This window comes from Methylobacterium sp. Leaf465, assembly GCF_001424705.1.
Lineage (GTDB): Bacteria > Pseudomonadota > Alphaproteobacteria > Rhizobiales > Beijerinckiaceae > Methylobacterium.
This window is the reverse complement of sequence record NZ_LMRA01000004.1, coordinates 124,920-144,438: the sequence shown is the minus strand read 5'-3', so window position 1 is coordinate 144,438 and position 19,519 is coordinate 124,920. Positions and strand designations below refer to the sequence as shown.

At 67.9% G+C, this 19,519-nt stretch carries 9 protein-coding genes, 1 tRNA gene and 1 pseudogene; 5 read left to right on the top strand and 6 right to left on the bottom strand.

Features of this window, described 5'->3' with window-relative positions; genetic code table 11:
• Positions 1 to 309 (bottom strand): annotated as a pseudogene (locus tag ASG51_RS04930) (PhnA-like protein); the annotation flags it as partial.
• A gap of 47 nt (positions 310 to 356) precedes the next feature.
• Positions 357 to 686: a CsbD family protein gene (locus tag ASG51_RS04925; protein WP_056379464.1), complete on the bottom strand. Its 330-nt coding sequence runs from the start codon at positions 684 to 686 to the stop codon at positions 357 to 359.
• A gap of 919 nt (positions 687 to 1,605) precedes the next feature.
• Between ASG51_RS04925 and ASG51_RS04920 the strand changes: the two genes are divergently transcribed.
• Complete coding sequence (locus ASG51_RS04920; RefSeq protein ID WP_056379462.1) at positions 1,606 to 2,382, top strand: calcium-binding protein; 777 nt, start codon at positions 1,606 to 1,608, stop codon at positions 2,380 to 2,382.
• Between the two features lie 435 nt (positions 2,383 to 2,817).
• Here the strand turns inward: ASG51_RS04920 and ASG51_RS04915 are convergent.
• Positions 2,818 to 2,892: transfer RNA gene (locus tag ASG51_RS04915), tRNA-Val, on the bottom strand.
• Between the two features lie 422 nt (positions 2,893 to 3,314).
• Here ASG51_RS04915 and ASG51_RS04910 point away from each other — a divergent pair.
• The 4 genes from ASG51_RS04910 (at position 3,315) to ASG51_RS23875 (ending at position 15,203) form a co-directional block, all read left to right on the top strand.
• Positions 3,315 to 5,504 carry a glycosyltransferase family 2 protein gene (locus ASG51_RS04910; RefSeq protein WP_056379460.1) on the top strand — a complete coding sequence of 730 codons (2,190 nt, stop codon included), beginning with the start codon at positions 3,315 to 3,317 and terminating at the stop codon, positions 5,502 to 5,504.
• Positions 5,505 to 6,011: 507 nt separating this feature from the next.
• The gene (locus ASG51_RS04905) at positions 6,012 to 13,433 is read left to right on the top strand and encodes a type I polyketide synthase (RefSeq protein WP_156389573.1); all 7,422 of its coding nucleotides are present in this window, start codon (positions 6,012 to 6,014) and stop codon (positions 13,431 to 13,433) included.
• 25 nt (positions 13,434 to 13,458) lie between these two features.
• A complete protein-coding gene (locus tag ASG51_RS04900; RefSeq protein ID WP_056221203.1) occupies positions 13,459 to 14,835 on the top strand; it encodes an aminotransferase class I/II-fold pyridoxal phosphate-dependent enzyme in 1,377 nt (458 codons plus the stop codon).
• A 218-nt stretch (positions 14,836 to 15,053) separates the two neighbouring features.
• The gene (locus tag ASG51_RS23875) at positions 15,054 to 15,203 is read left to right on the top strand and encodes a hypothetical protein (RefSeq protein ID WP_156389572.1); all 150 of its coding nucleotides are present in this window, start codon (positions 15,054 to 15,056) and stop codon (positions 15,201 to 15,203) included.
• Between the two features lie 22 nt (positions 15,204 to 15,225).
• Here ASG51_RS23875 and ASG51_RS04895 read toward each other — a convergent pair whose 3' ends face one another.
• The 3 genes from ASG51_RS04895 to ASG51_RS23870 form a co-directional block, all read right to left on the bottom strand.
• Positions 15,226 to 16,602 (bottom strand): Nramp family divalent metal transporter, encoded by a 1,377-nt coding sequence (locus ASG51_RS04895; RefSeq protein WP_082513882.1) that lies wholly within the window; start codon positions 16,600 to 16,602, stop codon positions 15,226 to 15,228.
• Positions 16,603 to 16,767: 165 nt separating this feature from the next.
• Positions 16,768 to 18,465, bottom strand: coding sequence for a PAS domain-containing methyl-accepting chemotaxis protein (locus ASG51_RS04890; RefSeq protein WP_056379454.1), 1,698 nt, complete (start codon positions 18,463 to 18,465; stop codon positions 16,768 to 16,770).
• A gap of 312 nt (positions 18,466 to 18,777) precedes the next feature.
• Entirely contained in the window at positions 18,778 to 19,023 is a 246-nt protein-coding gene (locus ASG51_RS23870) for a hypothetical protein (protein ID WP_162245234.1), read from the bottom strand.
• Between the last annotated feature and the right edge of the window lie 496 nt (positions 19,024 to 19,519).

Below are 19,519 nucleotides of genomic sequence, written 5' to 3'. Positions count from 1 at the left end.
GGCCGCGCCCGTGACGGGCTTGCCCGAGAGGCGCCCGGCGATGAGGCCGCCSGCCAGGGAAGCGACCACGCCCGAGCCCACGAACCAGAGGCCGGCGCTCAGCGAGAGCGTCGAGGCGGCCGGGTTGTCGGCGGCCACGGGTCCGACGCTGGACAGGCCGACGCCCACCCCGACCATGTTGAGGATGACCTGGGTCACCAGGGCGGTGACGGCGCCGGCGAAGATGGCGCCCCAGGAGACCTGGTTCAGCAGCACGGTACGGGTGTCGGCCGAGACGGCCGGGGTCGCGAGAAGGGGGGACGTGGACACGGGATACTCCGAACGTTCGGTGGGTCTGGAAAAGCGGCGTGGACGGGTCAGAGCTTGCTGACGAGGAGGCCGAGGCCGAAGCCGACGAGGCCGGCCACGAGAAGCGAGGCGTGCGGCCAGGCGACGGACCGCTCATGGACCTCGTGCAACTGGCGCTTGCCCTGGTCGTAGGCGTCCTCGGCATAATCCGAGACCTCGTCGGCGACGTTTCGGACGACGTCCTTGGCCTGGCCGTAGAGGTCCTCGGCCGAGCCCTGGGCTTCACGCAGGCGCCCCTTCACCGAATCATCCCGGGATCCCGCAAGATCGCCGATGACGCCCTGCGCCTTGCCGGCGAGTTCCTTGGCGGTACCGGTCACACGGTGGGTGTCGATCATGATGGTCTCCCGTCGTCGTCTGCCGAAGTGGCTTCGTCGGTCCAAGCGTGGCTGCATCCCGGAAGACGATCGCCGGGTGCATCAGCAACTGTGCGCAAACGAATCGTGCGCAATCCTGTTCCGGTCACGCTCGCGATTTCTGGTACGGACGCACTAGGGGGCGGTCAGAGGGACCGCCGTGCGGGCCGACGTGCGGATCGGCCGAATGTCCTGTGCCGATCGGGTTCTCGGCATCCATCTGTTCCTGGAATGAGTCTCGGTCGAATCGGCCTGCGACGCCACGCACCCGGTGTCGTGACACGGACGGAGTCGTGCGACGCGAGCCTCCGTGCAGGCGCGCCCGATCCTGCTGCAGGCTCCCCCCTCCCCTCGCAATGTTGTGATCACATCCGCGTGGGCCCTTTTATTGATCGCCCGCCGCATGCAGCAACGCAGCAACGGGCCAGTCGCCGGAATGTCCATCCGTGACCCTGGCCGGTTGATGGCCGGCGGCAGAAGATTGTCACCCGCCAAGTCTGATCGGGCACTGCGGCAAACGTCACAGTCTGAATGTTCGTTCAGCGTCTCTTCCAGATCCTGTTCCGTTCGTGTCTGGCTGATTGTGCGGAGAATTCACTTCGCAAATCTCCGGTCAGATGAAAGCGCATTTCGTCAAAACTATCCGCTAGACGGGGTTGGGGCCGGCGCTCTACGCCAGTTCTCCACCACGGAAGTAGGTTGTCTTGGGAAAGACAACTGCCGACAAGACGGTCTAGGCAGCTTAAGTTCACATCGGCAGCGTCAAGCCCTTAGATTTAGTTCGATTTTTTATAAATTTCCCGATAAAGTGCAGGCAACACTTTATGAGAGCTTAATTATTTGGCATATTCAGTATTTCATAGTCCTCACCGTACAAAAGTCTTACGGATGAAATTTGAGTATGGCTTTCGGATACTTCGATCGCGGCACCGATGGTGACAATATTCTGTACGCCTCGCTGACCCAGGCCGGTCGTCTGGAAGGCGGTGCTGGTGATGACACCTATTACGTGTACCACCGGGACGATAAAATCGTCGAATTCAATGGTGAGGGTGGCGGAATCGACAACGTTCACTCGACCGTCACTTGGGCGCTCGGAGTCAATCTCGAGAACCTCTACCTGGAAGGGTCGGCCAATATCGGCGGTTCCGGCAACGACGGCGACAACATCATCGTCGGCAACAGCGGCATGAACAGCCTGCGTGGGGGAGCCGGCAGCGACACGATCGACGGCGGCGCTGGGGACGACGTGATCTCCGGTGGGTCCGGTCGCGATGTCCTCACCGGCGGTGCAGGGGCGGACAAGTTCATCTTCGACGCGTCTCTGACGTCGGGTAACCTGGACCACATCACCGACTTCCAGGTTGGACTCGACAAGATCGTCCTCGACAGCTCGATCTTCGGTGTCTTCAACAACAGCACGCCGATCTACAATGGCTATGCTCAGCTGGTGGACGGCACCGGAGTGGACAATCACTTCATTCTGCGCCCCGGCAACGAGATCTCCCAGAAGGGAGCGCCGACGATTATCTATGACAGCACGAGCGGAAACGTTTCCTTCGATGCCGATGGGACCGCTGGGGCTGGCAAGGCGGTGGTCTTCGCGACGCTCGACACGAAGCCCGTCGAACTCCATGCGGACGATTTCCTGGTCTACACCGCTCCGCTCTACGCCTGATTGACGGCAGCCTGACCAAACGGCCGCACACCGGTCCGCGGCCGCTCATCGACAGCCGTCGTCTCCCCTCGGGGGCGGCGGCTGTTCTCTGTCGTGAGGCCTCCCGCGATCGGATTCGCGCGCGCGTGTTCCGGGGGGGGGGCGCCTGGTCGCGCGATGCTCGGGCGGGAAATGTCTGGGGGGATGACGCGGTTTTCGCGGCTGCGTGATCGGACGCGCGTGACGCCTTGGTTCGTGACGGCTCCGGCCTCGTGGGATCAGGCGCGCCCGGAAAACACGACGGGCTCACGGCCTGCCACCGACAAGCCGCAAGGACCTGGAATCCCGGCCGATCCGCCATCGACCACGCGTCGCCGTTGCGGGATGACCCCTCGGAAACGACAAAGGCGACCCGAAGGCCGCCTTTCGTGAACCACTAATCCGATCAAGGAGTAATGGTGGGCGCGACAGGGATCGAACCTGTGACCCCTACCATGTCAAGGTAGTGCTCTCCCGCTGAGCTACGCGCCCTAACCGGTGCCGCTCGGCGCCGGTGGAGGGGGCTATAGCCTGGGGGTTCGGGGTACGCAAGGGCCCTCGCCGCGCGAATGTTCGGCCTGCCGGTCGGGCGATCCCCGGCCCCGGCATCAGTCCTGTGTGACCCGCGAAAATGCGGTAAGCCGGGCCCGGTCGCCTTCCGGTGGCGCGGGCCGGTCCGGTGCGCCGACCGGGGCTGGCGGCCGGAACAGGCGGGTTGGGGCTTGCGGTGGAACGATGCGGGGCGGGAACGACGGTGGGCGCGGGAAGGCCGTTCGCGCTTGGGGCGGCGACGCCGACCGGGGGAGCGGGGGCGATGATCGGGCCCGCCCTGCGGTGTCCCGCCGTTCGATGACGCTCGCGGGAAGGTCCGGCCCTGCTGCCTCGGGTACGGTCCGCGATGGAGTGAGCCAGGGATGAAGACCCCGAATCGGTCCGGCTCGCCGCCGGCCGTCTCGCTCCCCCGGATTCGCAGGGGGGCTTCGACGCGGCGCTTCGTCCCGGATGGCCCCGGCTTCGACCTCGACCTCGCGGATGCCGGTCTCGGCGGGACCTGGGCGACGATCCGGTTCCGGGACGTCGGGAGCGCGGGCGTCTGCCGGCTGGTCCTCAGCGCGCGGGTCCTCGGCCCGGACGGTCGGCCCGGCATCGTGGCCCTCTCCGAGGAGGCGGAGGGCGGGGATCGCTTCGTCTGGACGGGGCGCTTGCCCGAAGGGTTGCGAGCCCTGCACCTGGCGCCCCTCGCCCGCGAAACGGGGTTCCACCTCGACGGTTTCGCGATCCGCCGGGTCCGGCGGATCGGCCTCGTCGCGTGCGCCCTGCGCCGGAACCCGGCCCTCGCCGCGCGCGCCCTGTACTGGCGCGCCCTCGGCCTCAAGGTTCGCGGGCGGGCGCTGCTCCTGCGGGCCCTCCACGATCGGACGGAGACCGGCTACGCCACGTGGATCGCCCGATTCGATACCCTCTCCGAGGCCGATCGGCGGCGCATCCGCGACGCGATCGATGCCTGGCCGGCCGCGCCGCGGATCTCGGTGGTGATGCCGGTGCACGATCCCGCCCCGCGCGTCCTGGACGCCGCCATCCGGTCGGTCCGCGCGCAGCTCTATCCGAACTGGGAGCTCTCGATCGTCGACGACGCCTCGACGGATCCGGCGATCCCACGCCTCCTGGCCCGTCACGCCCAGCAGGATCCCCGCATTCACGTCGTCCGGCGTGCGGAGAATGGTCACATCGCCCGCGCCACCAACGACGCCCTCGCGCAGGCGACCGGTCCTTTCGTCGCCTTCCTCGACCACGATGACGTGCTGGCCGAGGGGGCGCTCTACCACGTCGCGACCGCGATCCGTGCCGCGCCCGATCTCATTCTGATCTACAGCGACGAGGACAAGATCGACGGGCGTGGGCGTCGCTTCGAGCCGCACTTCAAGTCGGGGTTCGATCGCGAGCTGCTCTACGGCCAGAACTACATCAATCACCTCACGGTGATCCGCACGGAGGCGATCCGGGCCGTGGGCGGCCTGCGCCCGGGCTTCGAGGGCAGCCAGGACCACGATCTCCTCTTGCGGATCACGGCGCGTCTGACGCCGGATCGCATCCGGCACATTCCGCGGATCCTCTACCACTGGCGTGCCGCCGGCGGCTCGGGGACGTTCTCGGACCGGGCCCTGGAGCGGAGCGAGGTGGCGCGGCTGCGCGCGCTGGCCGAGGTGGCCGCTCCCCTGCGGGCGACGGCGGTGCGCGGCCCCCTCGGGTTCAACCGGCTCGTCCGTCCGGTCCCGGAGCCGGCTCCCCTCGTTTCGGTGATCATTCCGACGCGCGACCGCGCGGACTTGCTCGCCGTGGCCCTCGCGGGTGTTCTCGACGCGACGGACTATCCGGCCATCGAGGTGCTCATCGTCGACAACGACAGCCGGGAGCCCCGCACGCGCGACCTCTTCGCGCGCTATTCGAACGACGCGCGCGTTCGTGTCGTGTCGGTGCCCGGACTCTTCAACTTTTCCGACCTTTCCAACCGAGGCGCGGCAGCGGCCCGGGGGCCGCTGCTCCTCTTCCTGAACAACGACGTCGAGGTCATCGAGCCCGGCTGGCTGCGCGAGATGGTGTCCATCGCGCTGACGCCGGACATCGGCGCGGTGGGCGCGAAGCTGCTCTACCCGGACCGCACGCTGCAGCACGGCGGCATCGTCCTCGGGATCGGCGGCGTGGCCGGGCACAGCCATCCCGGGCTGTCCGAGGACGACCCCGGGTACTTCGCCCGGATGGTCCTGACGCAGGAGGTCTCGGCCGTGACCGGCGCCTGCCTGCTCCTCCGGGCGTCGGTCTTCTCGGAGAGCGGGGGCTTCGACGCGGACGACCTCGCCGTCGCGTTCAACGACGTCGACCTCTGCCTCAGGCTGCGTGCGCAGGGGTATCGGATCGTGTGGACACCGCATGCGCGGCTGATCCACCACGAATCGAAGAGCCGCGGCGCGGAGGACACACCCGAGAAACTGGCCCGGTTCGAGCGCGAGGTCCGGGTGATGCAAGACCGATGGGGGGCGGTTCTGCGGGCGGACCCGTACTACAATCCCAATCTCTCGAAGATCGCCGCGCGCTATCGGCTCTGATGTTGCGGCGCAGCGTCGTCCCCTCGCACCGCAAAGTCGCCGTAATCAGCCGGTCTATCCGCCTTCCCTGGATGGCTTCGGCACAGCGATGAACCGTTGCGAAACAGGGTGGCAGCGGGGTCTGAATCACAGGGGGCGACGCTGGTCCGCATCCTTCCTGCCTCCAGGTCCCTCCCTTGCCAGGATGCCGGCGTAACGGGCCGGTGACTTCGGTCGGCGATGGTCCATAAGTCAGGTCGGGGAAGCCGTTCCGGTTTGTGGCATTTGTTTGGAATTCCTGCATGTGATCGAGCAGTCGTCGTCGTGAGGCGCGGCACTTTGCTCCCTCATCTTGCCGGAATGATCGATGAATACGTGCAACAGGGTCCCTGTGTCCGGTCGGTGATTGCCCTGATTCCCGGCGCTCCGGTTGGACAGTAGCCTGGAGCCATACTAAGGATCGGGCTGGTTGCCACCGGTGGTACAAGTCGGTCCTGTCCCCCGTTCAAGAGCGTGTGCGAATCGAACGTGACACAACGTACAGACATCGCGATCATCGGCCGTGCCTGCCGGCTTCCCGGCGCTTCGAGCGTCGACGGGCTCTGGCAGCTCCTGACCGAGGCGCGATGCGCCGTCGGTCGCATCCCGGATGACCGCTGGTCCCTGGAGCGGTTCGGACACCCGCGCGCGCAGGAGCGTGGCAAGAGCTATACGTGGTCCGCCGGCGTCCTCGACGACATCTGGTCGTTCGACCCGGGCGTGTTCGGCATCTCGCCCCGTGAGGCCGAGCAGATGGATCCGCAGCAGCGCCTGCTGCTGGAACTCACCTGGGAAGCCCTGGAAGATGCCGGGCTGCGCCCCTCGGACGTGGCGGGGACCCAGATCGGCGTCTTCGTCGGCGCCTCCTCCCTGGATTACGGCAACCTGCGCGTCCTCGACACCTCGTCGGGGGACGCCTACGCGGCCACCGGGAACACGCTCTCGATCCTGTCGAACCGCATCTCCTACATCTACGACCTGAAGGGACCGAGCTTCACCGTCGACACGGCCTGCTCGTCCTCGCTCGTCGCCCTCGATGCCGCGGTGGCGGCCATCTCCAGCGGTCGGATCGACACGGCGGTCGTTGCCGGCGTGAACCTTCTCGCGAGCCCCTTCAACTTCATCTGCTTCTCGAACGCGCAGATGCTCTCGCGCACCGGCCTGTGCCAGGCCTTCTCGTCGAGCGCCGACGGGTACGTGCGCTCCGAGGGCGGTGTGGTGCTCGTGCTGAAATCCGCGAAAGCGGCCCTGCGCGACGGCAGTACCGTGCGCGGCGTCATCGCGGCCAGCGGCGTCAATTCGGACGGGCGCACCACCGGCATCTCCCTGCCCTCCGGCTATGCCCAAGGTGCGCTTCTGGAGCAGGTCTACCGCGAGGCCGAAATCGACCTCGACGCGGTGGTCTTCGTCGAGGCCCACGGCACCGGTACGCCGGTGGGCGATCCGATCGAGGCGAGTGCCATCGGCGGCAAGCTCGGTCGTCCCCGCAAGGCGCCGCTGCCGATCGGTTCGATCAAGAGCAACATCGGCCACACCGAGCCGGTCTCGGGCCTTGCCGGTCTCCTGAAGGCCAGCCTCGCTCTCGAGCACGACCTCTTCCCGACCTCGCTTCACGCGGCCGAACTGAATCCCGAGATTCCCTTTCGGGACCTGAACCTGTCGGTGACGAACAAGCCGCTGCCGCTGGCGCGCGATGGCAAGGCGCGCTTCGCGGGCGTCAATTCCTTCGGGTTCGGCGGCACCAACGCGCACGTCGTTCTCACGGACGGCCCGCCGGTTCGTGCCGCCTCGGTCGCCCCCGATGCGGCCCGGATGCCGGAAGTGCTCCTGCTCTCGGCCCAGAGCCGTGCCGCCCTCAACGAACTCGCCCTCGATTACGCCGAGCGCTTCGACGGCGCCGACAAGGCCGAGATCGCCCGGATCGCCGCGGCCGCCGCCCATCGTCGCGAGCGTCTGTCCTCGCGCCTGGCCGTCTCCCTGGATGCCGATCTTCCGGGGGTCCTGCGCGCCGTCGGTGAGGCCGAGGATGCCCCCGATGCCCTTCTGGGGACCGCCGTGGACCGCGCGGCGGAGGTCGCCTTCGTCTATTCCGGCAACGGGAGTCAGTGGGCCGGCATGGGTCGTGAGGCCTATGACGAGAACGCCGTCTTCCGCGAGGCCTTCGACCGCATCGACGGCCTGTTCCACACCCTTTCGGGCTGGTCCCTGAAGGAGGCCCTGTTCGCCGAGGATCTGGAGGAGCGCCTCGCCCTCACGCGGGTGTCGCAACCCCTGATCTTCGCGATCTCGAGCGCCTCGACGACGGCGCTGCGGGCCCACGGCCTCAAGCCGAGCTACGTCCTCGGCCACAGCGTCGGCGAGATCGCCGCGGCGGAAGCCGCCGGGATCTTGAGTCTCGAACAGGCCGTGAAGGTCATCTTCTACCGGAGCAAGCACCAGGAGACGACGCGCGGCTTCGGAACGATGGCCGTGCTGCTCGCCCCTGCGGACGAGATCGAACTGTTCCTGAAGGATTACCCGAGCCTCGACATCGCCGCCTATAACAGCCCCAAGGCCATCACGGTGGCCGGCCCGGTGGAGGATATCGATGCGGCCATGAAGGCGCTGACGCGCAAGCGTCGTCGCGGGCGCAAGCTCGACCTCGAGTACCCCTTCCACGGCCGGTTGATGAACCCGACCGAGAAGCCGCTGCTGCGGGACCTCGCCGGGCTCAAGCCGCACGCTGCAACGACCGCGATGGTATCGACCGTCACCGGCAAGGTGCTGGCCGGAGATCAGTTCGGGGCCGGTTACTGGTGGCGCAACATCCGTGAACCGGTGCGCTTCTGCGAGGCCGTTCAGGAGGCGACCCGACAGGGCGCCCGCGTCTTCATCGAAGTGGGGCCCCGCGCGACCCTGCTGTCGCATATCGGCGACGCCATCGAGCCCCTCGGCATCGAGAACGCCACCATCGGCGTCCTCCACCGCAAGCCGGCGGGCGGCGATCCGATCGCCCGCACCGTCGCGGCCGCCCTCGTGCAGGGCGCCGCCGTCGATGAGGCGACGGTCTTCGGGGCGAATCCGACGGGCGACGTGTCGCTGCCGCTCTATCCGTGGCAGCGTCGCTCCTTCCGGCTCGCCGAGACCACCGAGGGTGTCGGTGCGGCGACGCCGCGTCCCTATCATCCGCTCTACGGCTCCCGCGTCGCACCGGACGGCCTCGAATGGCACGGCCACGTCGACATCGCGACGGTGCCGGACCTCGATGATCACCGCATCGACGGGCAGGCGATCCTGCCCGGCGCGGCCTTCATCGAGATGGCCCTCGGTGTCGCCCGCGAGGCGATGAAGACGGACAGCGTCACGCTCGCGGACTTCGAGATCCAGTCGCCGATGGTGTTCGGCGAGGAATCCCTGCGCGAGGTCGCGGTGCGGGTCGCCGGCTCGGGCAACGCCATCCAGATTCTCAGCCGGCCACGCCTGACCCAGGCCGCCTGGCAGCTCCACGCCGCGGCCAAGATCATCGATGGGACCTTCCCGGCGCCCGCCCCGGTGGACCTGCACGTTCCCGCCGAACACGCGGTGGCGGGCGAAGGCCTCTACCGCCTGGCCGCCGCCTCGGGTCTCGGCTTCGGCCCGAGCTTCCGTCAGGTCGCGGCGAGTGCGCGCCTCGACGAGACCACCATCGTCTCGGAGCTCCTGCCCGCCGAGGCCGACGGGCGCTTCGGGCTCGTCCCCGCGCGCCTCGATTCCTGCTTCCACGGCCTCATCCTGCTCTTCGCCGGTCTGATGGGCGAGGGGTCGACCAAGGCCTATGTCCCGGTTCGCTTCGGCGAAATCCGCCTCGTCAAGCCGGGGGCCGTCATCGCCCGGGCGATGATCCGGACCCGGCGTGCCAACGAGCGCAGCATCCTAGCCGATTTCACCCTGGTGGATGCCGAGGGCGCCGTCATCGCCACCTTGCGCGAGGGGCGGTTTCAGGCGCTCCGCTCCAAGAACGGCAGCGATCTCGCCGCGTACGCCATCGCGCAGCGGCCCGAGCTTGCCACCGAACCCACCGCCATCGCGATGGAGCGCGGAAAGCGCGTCGCCGACGCGATCCGTCCGGCCTGCAAGGCCGCCGTCGCACCCGCCGAGGCGCCGCTGGCACCGGGGCACCTCCTTCTCGAAGGTTGGGCGACGTCGATGGCCTACCGCCTGGCGGAGGGCCTCCAGCGCTCCGGCACCGTGGCGATCGACGACCGCGTGCCGGAGGCGATGCGCCCCTGGCTCCTGAACGCCCTCTACGCCCTGGAGAGCAGCGACCTCGCCACCCTCGACGGCGAGCGCTGGACCCTGCGCAAGGACGTGTCCCTGCCGGCACCCGACGAGATCATGCGTTGGATCGCGGCGGATCACCCCGAACTCTCGGCCGAACTCGTGCTCACCGCCGATATCGGCGCCGTCGTCGGCCGGCTGCTCTCGGGTGATCTGACGGAGGCTCCGACCCTCTCGCAGAACGCCCTCGACGCCTTCGTCCTGCGCAGTGCGACGGCCCGGGCCGCAGCCGACGTGATCGCGGATCTCGTCGAGTCCGGCCGTGCCGCCCTGCCCCGCGACCGTGCGTTGCGGGTGCTTCAGGTCGGATTCGGACCGCTCTCGGCGCAGGCCGCCGCCTTCACGGACGGCATCGAGGCGCAGCTGACCGTGTTCGAAGCCGATCGTCGCCTGGCGGAGCGGGCGCGCCTCGCCCTGCCCCGCGGCCTCACCGTCATCGAGGATACGGCCGAGCTGTCGGCAGGCAGCTTCGATGTGATCCTGGCCAGCAACGTCCTGCATCGCTCCGAGCGAGCCCTGCTCGGCAAGGTCGCCGACGCGCTCGCGACCGGAGGCTTCCTCGTCGCCGTCGAGCCGGGAGCGTCGCTGTTCCGCGATCTGGTGTTCGGCTTGACCCCGGATTGGTTCGAGGCCACGGCCGACCTGCCGGTGGGCCGTCTCGACGACATCACCGGGTGGCAGCGTGCGCTGAGCGACACCGGCCTCGTGCGGGTGGCCGTCGATCGCGCCGTCTCCGCCAACGGGGACGATCTTCTGTTCATCGCCGAGGCGCCGGTGCGCGCCAAGCCGGCGCCCGGCCAGACCTTCGCGTTCGTGATCGGCTCGCACGACGCTGTCGCGGCGGAGACGGCCTCGTCCCTGGCGACCCTGCTGGTGGCGAGCGGCGTCCACGTGTCGATCATCCTCGACTCGGAGCAGTCGCTGCTCGAACTGGAACGCGAGACCCCCGACACGGTCGTCTTCCTTGCAGGCGCCTTCAACCATGCCGGTGCCGCGGCGGACCGCCTGCGGGAGCGCTGCCTGAGCCTGAAGCGCTGCGTCGAGCATCTCGGCAGCCGCCAGACCCGGCTCTGGGTGGTCTGCCCCGGCGCCACCCGCGATGCGGGGGATCCGACCGGCTCCGTGGAGGCCGGCGTCTGGGCCTTCAGCCGGACGCTTGCCAACGAGGTGGCGAATCTCGACGTGCGTCGGATCGACCTCGCCGAGGCGCTCTCGACCAAGGCCGCCGCCGAGCGGCTGCGCGACCTCATCCTCTCGGGCACGCTCGAGACCGAGATCATCCTCGACGCCGACCGGACCCGTGTGATCCGGTTCTCGCCGGGCCAGCTCTCCCGTCGTCCCGGCGCCGATGCGGTTCCGGCCGAGGCGGCCCGCCTGGAACGCAGCAACACCGGCGGCCTCAACGAGATGGCCTGGGGGCCGGCGGCCCGCCGGGCTCCCGAGCGCGGCGAGGTCGAGATCGCGGTCGAGGCCACGGGTCTCAATTTCCGCGACGTCCTCTGGGCCCTGTCGATGCTGCCGGAGGAGATCCTGGAGGATGGCTTCGCGGGTCCGCGCCTCGGGCTGGAAGTGGCCGGCCGGGTCCTCTCCGTCGGCAAGGGCGTCGACGCCTTCAAGCCCGGCGATCGCGTCGTCGCCTTCGCGCAGTCGGGCTTCGCGACCCACATCGTCGTCCCCGAGCTCGTCGTGGCCCCGAGCCCGCCCGGCCTCGATCCGCAGGCCGCCGCCACCGTGCCGGTCGCCTTCCTCACGGCCTATTACGGCCTCGTCAGCTGCGCCCGCCTGCGCCGCGGCGAGTGGGTCCTGATCCATGGCGGAGCCGGTGGCGTCGGTCTGGCCGCCCTGCAGATCGCCAAGATGAAGGGTGCGCGGGTCATCGCCACGGCCGGCTCGCGGGAAAAGCGCGCCCTGGTCAAGGCGTTGGGGGCCGAGCACGTGCTCGACTCGCGTTCCCTCGCCTTCGTGGACGATGTCCGCCGCATCACCGGCGACGGCGTCGGCGTGGTGCTGAACAGCCTGTTCGGCGAGGCGATGGAGCGCAGCCTCAACGTCCTCAAGCCCTTCGGCCGCTTCATCGAGCTGGGCAAGCGCGACTACGTCGCCAACACCCATATCGGGCTGCGTCCGTTCCGCCGGAACCTGTCCTATTTCGGCGTCGATCTCGACCAGGTGCTCCAGCACCAGGGCGAGGACGGGGCCCGGCTGTTCCGGGAGGTGATGTCCCTGTTCAAGGAGGGCGGGCTGAAGCCTCTGCCCTTCCAGCCCTTCACGGCGGACGAGGTCTCGGACGCCTTCCGGCTGATGCAGCAATCGGGGCATGTGGGTAAGATCGTCATCGCGCCGCCGAAGCCCGGCAGCGTGATGCAGACGGAGAAGTCCGCCTTCACGATCTCTCCCGAGGGTGTCCACCTCGTCACCGGCGGTCTCGGCGGCTTCGGCATCGAGGCGGCGCGCTGGCTCGCGGACCGGGGTGCGAAGCACATCGTCCTCGTCGGCCGCAACGGGGCCGCGAGCCCCGAGGCCAAGCAGGTCGTGGCCGATCTCGGCGCCCGCGGCGTCGCCGTGGCCGCGATGGCCTGCGACATCACCAGCCGCAAGGCGGTGGATGCGCTGCTGGCCGAGGTGGAGCGCGGGGGCCGGTCGCTCGCCGGCGTGATCCACGGCGCGATGGTGCTCCAGGATGGCCTCATCGCCAACATCGACGCCGCCGCCCTCGACACGGTCATCCGTCCGAAGGTCATCGGTGCCGAGCATCTCGACGCCGCGACGCGCGCGCGCACGCTCGACTATTTCGTGATGTTCTCCTCGGCCACGACGTTCATCGGCAACCCCGGACAGGGCGCCTACGTGGCCGCGAACGGCTTCATGGAAGGCCTCGCCCGCCGCCGGCGCAAGCTCGGCCTGCCGGCGCTGGCCGTCGCCTGGGGGGCCATCGGCGATGTCGGCGTGCTGGCCCGTAACCGTGCGGTGATGGAGACCTTGGCGGGTCGCGTCGGCGTGACGCCGATGGATGCCCGCCACTGCCTCGACCTCATGGCCGACGCGCTCGAAGGCCAGGGGTCGAGCCCGGACGACGCCGTGATCGCCATCGCGTCGATGCATTGGGGCAAGGCGCGCGAGCGCCTCGCCACCATGAAGAGCCCGAGCTACGCCGAGCTCGGTTCGGACCAGCAGATGGAAGCCGGAACGGTGGCGGCCATCAATATCGGCCTGCTCCTCAAGACGCAGGACATCGACTCGGTGCGCAAGACGGTGGCCGACGCCATCGTGGAGGACATCGCCCGGATCCTGCGCCTGCCCAAGGACGACATCAGCCGCGTGCGCCACCTCTCCGAGATCGGTCTCGACTCGTTGATGGGCGTCGAACTCGGCGCGAGCCTGCAGGAGCGCTTCGCCCTCGAGGCGCCGCCGTCCGGCATCTCCTCCGGCCTCACCGTCAACGAACTCACCGAGACCCTGATCCAGTCGATCGCGGCTCCGGTGGACGAGGCGGCGGCGGCCGTGATGAGCCTGGCCCAGCGTCACGCCAGCGAGGGGGTGGATGTCCGCACCCTCGAGCCCTTCCACGCGATGGTCGAAGAAAACAGCCTCGCGATCAAAGAAATCCTCCCGTGAGCGATTCCCCCTTGAGGCATGCCGCATGAGCAATTCCGCGAGACCGGACGGCGGACGCGCGGCCCTGGCGGGCTTCGTCACGAACCGCCTCGGGCGAAACGCCAACCGGACGGCTCCCGCCCGTCCGGCGCAGCGCCCGGCGGGCGATGCATCCGTACAGAACTTCGAGTCCCTGCCGGGATACCGGGAGTTGCGCCTCCAGCGCTCGGCGGCCGATCTGATCGGCCTCGGCAATCCGTTCTTCCGGGTGCACGAGACCAAGGCCGGCGCCACGACGCGCATCGCCGGCAAGTCGTTCGTCAACTTCTCGTCCTATGACTACCTCGGTCTGAACGGGCATCCCGACGTCAACGCCGCGGCGGCCCGTGCGATCGAAACCTACGGCACGTCGGCGTCGGCCAGCCGGATCGTGGCCGGTGAGCGACCGGGACACCTCTCCCTGGAGAAGGCCCTGGCCGACCACTACGACACCGAGGCCTGTGTGGTGATGGTGAGCGGCCACGCCACCAACGTCACCACGATCGGCGCCCTGCTGGAGCCGGGCGACGTGATCTTCCACGACGCCCTCAGCCACAACAGCATCGTCACCGGCGCTCAGCTCTCCGGCGCTCAGCGCCGCTCGTTTTCCCACAACGATCTCGACGCCCTGGAGACGTTGCTCGGCGCCACGCGCCACGAGCATCGCCGGGCGCTGATCGTGGTGGAAGGCCTCTACAGCATGGACGGCGATGCGCCGGACCTCGCGGCACTCATCGCCCTGAAGCAGCGCTACGACGCCTGGCTGATGGTCGACGACGCGCACGGGCTCGGCGTCCTCGGGCGGACCGGCATCGGTCTGGCCGAACATTGTGACGTCGATCCCCACGGGGTCGATATCTGGATGGGCACCCTCTCGAAGACCCTGTCCACCTGCGGCGGTTACGTGGCCGGACCGGCGGCGTTGATCGAGTACCTCAAGTGCACGGCTGGCGGCTTCATCTATAGCGTCGGCATCTCGCCGCCTCTCGCGGCCGCGGCCGAAACGGCGCTCGAGATCATGCATGCCGAACCGCACCGGGTGGAGCGTCTGCGGCAGAACGGCCACCTGTTCCTGTCCTGCGCGAAGAAGCATGGGCTCGACACCGGGACCAGCCTCGGCCTCGCGGTGATCCCCGTCATCGTCGGCGACTCCCTGAAGTCGGTGACGCTGTCGGACCGCCTCTTCAAGCGCGGCATCAACGTTCAGCCGATCATCCACCCGGCCGTGCCGGAACGAGCGTCGCGCCTGCGCTTCTTCATCACCTCGGAGCATACGCCGGAACAGATCCGCGAGACCGTGGACGCGGTCGCGGAGGAACTCGCTGCCATCGAAAAGGGCGGTTCGCTGATCGAGCAGCTCATGGCGAAGCGCGGCAAGCCGTAGGGTCCCCGGGGCCCTACGACTCCACCATCCTCCGCCTGCATCGGGTCTGGGCACCGGCGTCAGCGCGCCGGTGTTTTTTTACGCGTTTCGCACCGATGCGGCCGATTGCCCTCGACCCCTGAGCAAGCGACACTGATGTTGCTATCTGTGTCTCATCGCAACCGGAACCCGGCCCGGAATGCGACGTTCGTCCTCAGCCCGTCGGTCAGGAGCCCGTCATGAGACAATCGACTGTCGCCTCCATCGCGCGACGTCTGATCAAAACCGTTGCCGAGGCCAGTCGCTCGCTGATCGGTGCGATCCTCGAAGGGCCGATGCCGGCGCCTCAGCCGATCCCGGTGCGCGTCCGCGCCGACCGTCGCCGCTGAGGCCTGCCTGAAGGGCGTCTTTTTAGGCGCCCAGCACGGTATCGAACAGCAGCTTGCCGTTCAGGACGACGATCAGGGCCGCGATGGCCCAGGACACGACCTTGAGCCAGGGTCTGATCGTGTGAACCCCCATCTTCCCTCTGTCGGAGACGAAACCGACTAGGGGGATGATCGCGAAGGGGAGCTGCATCGACAGCACCACCTGACTCAGCACGAGCAGCTTCGCCGTACCCTGTTCTCCATAGAGTGCCGTGACGCCGACGACCGGCACGATGGCGATCCCGCGGGTGACCAGGCGTCGGGCCCAGTCCGGGATGTGCAGGCGCAGGAATCCTTCCATCACGATTTGTCCCGCCAGCGTCGCCGTGACGGTGGAATTGAGGCCTGAGGCCAGCAACGCCACCGCGAACAGCGTCGAGGCGATGCCGGCTCCGAGGAGCGGTGAGAGCAGTTCGTAGGCCTGCTCGATCTCCTGGATGTCGGTGCGTCCCTGGGCGTGGAACACCGAGGCGGCCATGATCAGGATGGCGGCATTCACGAACAGGGCCAGCATCAACGCGATCGTCGAGTCGGCCACCGCGAAGCGGATGGCCTCACGTCGGCCGTCGTCCGTCCGAGGATAAGCCCGCGTCTGCACGATGGAGGAATGCAGGTAGAGATTGTGCGGCATCACGGTGGCGCCGATGATGCCGATGGCGATGTAGAGCGCCGCCGGATTCCGGACGATCTCGGATGTGGGCAGGAAGCCGCCGAGCACCGCTTGGAGCGGTGGTGCCGCGAGTGCGATCTGGATCCCGAAGCTCACGAAGATCACGGCCAACAGAGCGATGACGAAGGCCTCGAGCGCGCGAAAGCCCCGCCGCATCAGGAGCAGGATCAGGAAAACGTCGAGCGCCGTGAGGGTTGCGCCAACGACGAGGGGCAAGCCGAACAGGAGCTTGAGGGCGATGGCCGTCCCGATGACCTCGGCGAGGTCGCAGGCGATGATCGCCGCTTCGCAGGCGAGCCACAACATCAGGCTGATGGGGCGCGGGTAATGATCCCGGCAGGCCTGGGCGAGGTCGCGACCCGTCGCGATCCCGAGCCGAGCGGCGAGCGCCTGGAGGACGATGGCCATGAGGTTGGACAGCAGGATGACCGAGAGCAGCGTGTAGCCGAACTGGGCACCGCCGGCGATGTCCGTCGCCCAGTTGCCGGGATCCATGTAGCCGACCGAGACCATGTAGCCGGGGCCGATGAAGGCCAGCAGTCGCCGCAACCAGGTGCCTGTCGCCTGAACGGGAACGCTGCCGTTCATGCGTCCGAGGCTCGGGTGGTCAAGAGTCTCCCGGCTGAAGCGCCAGGATCCTTCCGTGCGCGTTCCGTTCGCCAGGGTACCCTCCGGTGCCGAGACAGGCATCGGAGCCGTCAGAGGTTCGTGTCGAGCCATGCCCACGCGTGTTTCCGGGAAGAGGACCGCCGGGCGCCTGGAAGCAGCCCACCGCTTTATAGCAGGAGCTATAAAAAGAGCAAACGGCTAAGTCGGGCCCGACGCGATGGTTGCTCCTCCCCGACCCGCAGGCCGTCAGGATGCCAGAGCTTGCAGGTTGCGATCGATATCGGCCACGCCGTGAGCCGCCGTCTGCATGCTCATCGAGATTTCCTGCGTGACGGCGCTCTGCTCCTCCACCGCAGAGGCCACGCCCGTAACGAAGCCGCGAACCACGTCGATCGCCTGTCCGATGGCCGTCAAGGACACGACGACGTCGCCGGAGACCGTCTGCATCGTCTTGATATCCTCGGCGATCCGTGCCGTGGCGTTCGTGACCTGGTTGGAGAGGTTCTTCACCTCGCCCGCCACCACGGCAAAGCCGCGCCCCGCCTCGCCAGCGCGGGCGGCCTCGATCGTGGCGTTGAGGGCCAACAGATTGATCTGCCCGCCGACGCCCTGGATCAACTGAACGATACCGTTCATCGACGCGGCGGCGTCAGCGAGCTGGCCGGTCGACCGGTCGGCTCTCTGCGCGCGCTCGTCCATCTCGTCCACCTCCTGGCGGGACCGGGCAAGGCTGCTGGCGATCTCGCCGATGGAGGCGTTCAATTCCTCGGCGGCCGAGGCCACCGCTTGGACATTCACGAGGGTCTGCGACGAGGCGCCGGCGGCCTCGATCTGCGAGCGCATCCGCGCCGTGATATCGGTGGCGTACTTGACCACCTTGAACGGCCGGCCGCTCATGTCGAGGATCGGGTTGTAGGAGGCCTGGATCCAGATCGTGCGGCCGCCTGCGCCGACGCGTTGGAAGATGCCGCTGCGGAACTCGCCCCGGCGCAGGGCGGCCCAGAACGCATTGTACTCGGCCGAGGCTCCATAGGTCGGGTCGACGAACATGCGGTGGTTCTGGCCCCGGATCTGAGCGAGATCGTAGCCCAGAACCGCGAGGAAATTCGCATTCGCATCCAGGACGTGTCCGGCGAGATCGAAATGGATCACGCCCTGCGAGCGGCCGATCGCTTCCACCTGGCCCTGCAGCTCTGCAGTCCGCAGCTTCTCGGCCGTGACGTCGGTGGCGAACTTGACCACTTTGACCGGGCGCCCGGCCAAGTCGAGGATCGGATTGTAGGTGGCTTGCAGCCAGATCGCGCGGCCATCCTTGCCGATGCGCCGAAACTCGCCGCTCTGGAAGACGCCCCTGGCCAATCCCTCCCAGAGGACACGGTAGGCGGCACTGTCCCGTTCGGGGCCGTCGACGAACAGGCGGTGATGCTGGCCCCTCACCTCCTCGAGGCTGTATCCCACCACATCGAGGAAATTTCGATTGGCATTCACGATCGTGCCGTCGAGGTCGAACTCGATCACGCCCTGCGACCGGCCGATCGCTTCGATCTGGCTCCGCGTATCGGCACTCCGCTGCTTCTCCTCCGTGATGTCGGTGGCGAATTTGACCACGCTGGTCACGCGGCCGTCCCGTCCCCGGATGGGATTGTAGGTTCCCTGCAGCCAGATCTCGCGGCCACCCTTGCCGATCCGCCTGTACTCGGCACGCTGGAACTCTCCTCGGGCCAAAGCGGCCCAGAAGGCCTCGTAGGCCGGACGGTCCTGATCCGCCGCGTCGACGAACATGCGATGGTGCCGGCCTTTGATCTCCGCGAGTTCATAGCCCACGGTCTTCAGGAAATTCTCGTTGGCGGCCACGATCGTGCCGTCGGGAAGGAACTCGATCACGGCTTGGGACCGGTCGAGCGCCTCGAGCTTTGCCGCGGTGCGGGTGTTGAAGAACGTCATGGGCAATCCTCGGCTGCGATGCGTTCCACTGCCGTGCGGACACCTCTGCGCCCTCCGTGGTGCCCGTGGGACGGGCCCGACCACCGGTGAGGAAGCGCGGTGCGATTCCTCGAGGGAACTGTGCTGTCGACTCGACGATCCGGAGCGCTCGACATCCCCTGTGGGGCGTTTCGACGACAGCGTGGGAACCGCTGCCGGCACCCTCCCCGGTGCACACCGAGTGAAGCCGGAAAGCCTTAAATCCGAATGAAACCGTAGATAAAATCCCCGTGATGATCCGGAGAAATCTGTAGTCCGGGTTTCCATCAAAGGTTAGCTTCGAAGGAAGAGCAGTCTTAGCTGTTTGGGCGAATTGCTCGTTCTGGTCGTCCGCGCGACCCGGATGTCGCCGGTTCCGTCCGATTGCCGTGAGCCGATGTCGAAGTTTCGATGAAAGACCGCATGGCCGTAGCCTTCCCGCGACACCGGGATTGCGATCGGCGGTCGGTCCTTCACCGTGGTTTCATTGCCAACAGGGCGATCGGGCACGACGCCATCGATCACGCGACTGAGGAACATCGAGCAATATGTTTCGACGGCATGGCTGTGCGTCGTTGAAACTGCACCGCCCTGCCGGCCGTCGAAACCAGCCAGGATGCCGCCGCTCCGTCGTCACGCGCGCCCGTCTCGGTTGTTTGCCGCCGTTGCGCCGGGTCCGCGATGATGTGTACCTGATGAAGCCGTGCCCCGTGAGAGGCGGCCAAAACGATCTCAGCGACGGAAGCGGAGCCGGCGGGTATGAAGTGGCAGCGTCTCGCACCGGCCGGTACGCGACAGCAGATGATAGGGACGGCACTGGCCGGCCTTCTTCTGGGTCTCGGTGGGGTCACGGCGGGGACGACCATGGTCAGGGCCTCGGAGCGGGGGGGCCTCTTCAATTTCCTCGAGACGCTGTTCCGTGAGCCGGCCCCCCCGCCGGCGGCATCGATTCCCGCGCGCCGGCCCGGGCATTACGTCTCGCTTCCCGACGCCCGGCGGGTGAGCGCCGTGCGGCCGATGCGCCAAACGCCGCGCC

Bases quoted from the DNA above. Each gene is read 5' to 3' on its own strand.
- ASG51_RS04910 (WP_056379460.1), top strand. From the start codon at position 3,315: ATGAAGACCCCGAATCGGTCCGGCTCGCCGCCGGCCGTCTCGCTCCCC.
- ASG51_RS04895 (WP_082513882.1), bottom strand. From the start codon at position 16,602: ATGCCTGTCTCGGCACCGGAGGGTACCCTGGCGAACGGAACGCGCACG.
- ASG51_RS04920 (WP_056379462.1), top strand. From the start codon at position 1,606: ATGGCTTTCGGATACTTCGATCGCGGCACCGATGGTGACAATATTCTG.
- ASG51_RS04900 (WP_056221203.1), top strand. From the start codon at position 13,459: ATGAGCAATTCCGCGAGACCGGACGGCGGACGCGCGGCCCTGGCGGGC.
- ASG51_RS23870 (WP_162245234.1), bottom strand. From the start codon at position 19,023: ATGTTCCTCAGTCGCGTGATCGATGGCGTCGTGCCCGATCGCCCTGTT.
- ASG51_RS04890 (WP_056379454.1), bottom strand. From the start codon at position 18,465: ATGACGTTCTTCAACACCCGCACCGCGGCAAAGCTCGAGGCGCTCGAC.
- ASG51_RS23875 (WP_156389572.1), top strand. From the start codon at position 15,054: ATGAGACAATCGACTGTCGCCTCCATCGCGCGACGTCTGATCAAAACC.
- ASG51_RS04925 (WP_056379464.1), bottom strand. From the start codon at position 686: ATGATCGACACCCACCGTGTGACCGGTACCGCCAAGGAACTCGCCGGC.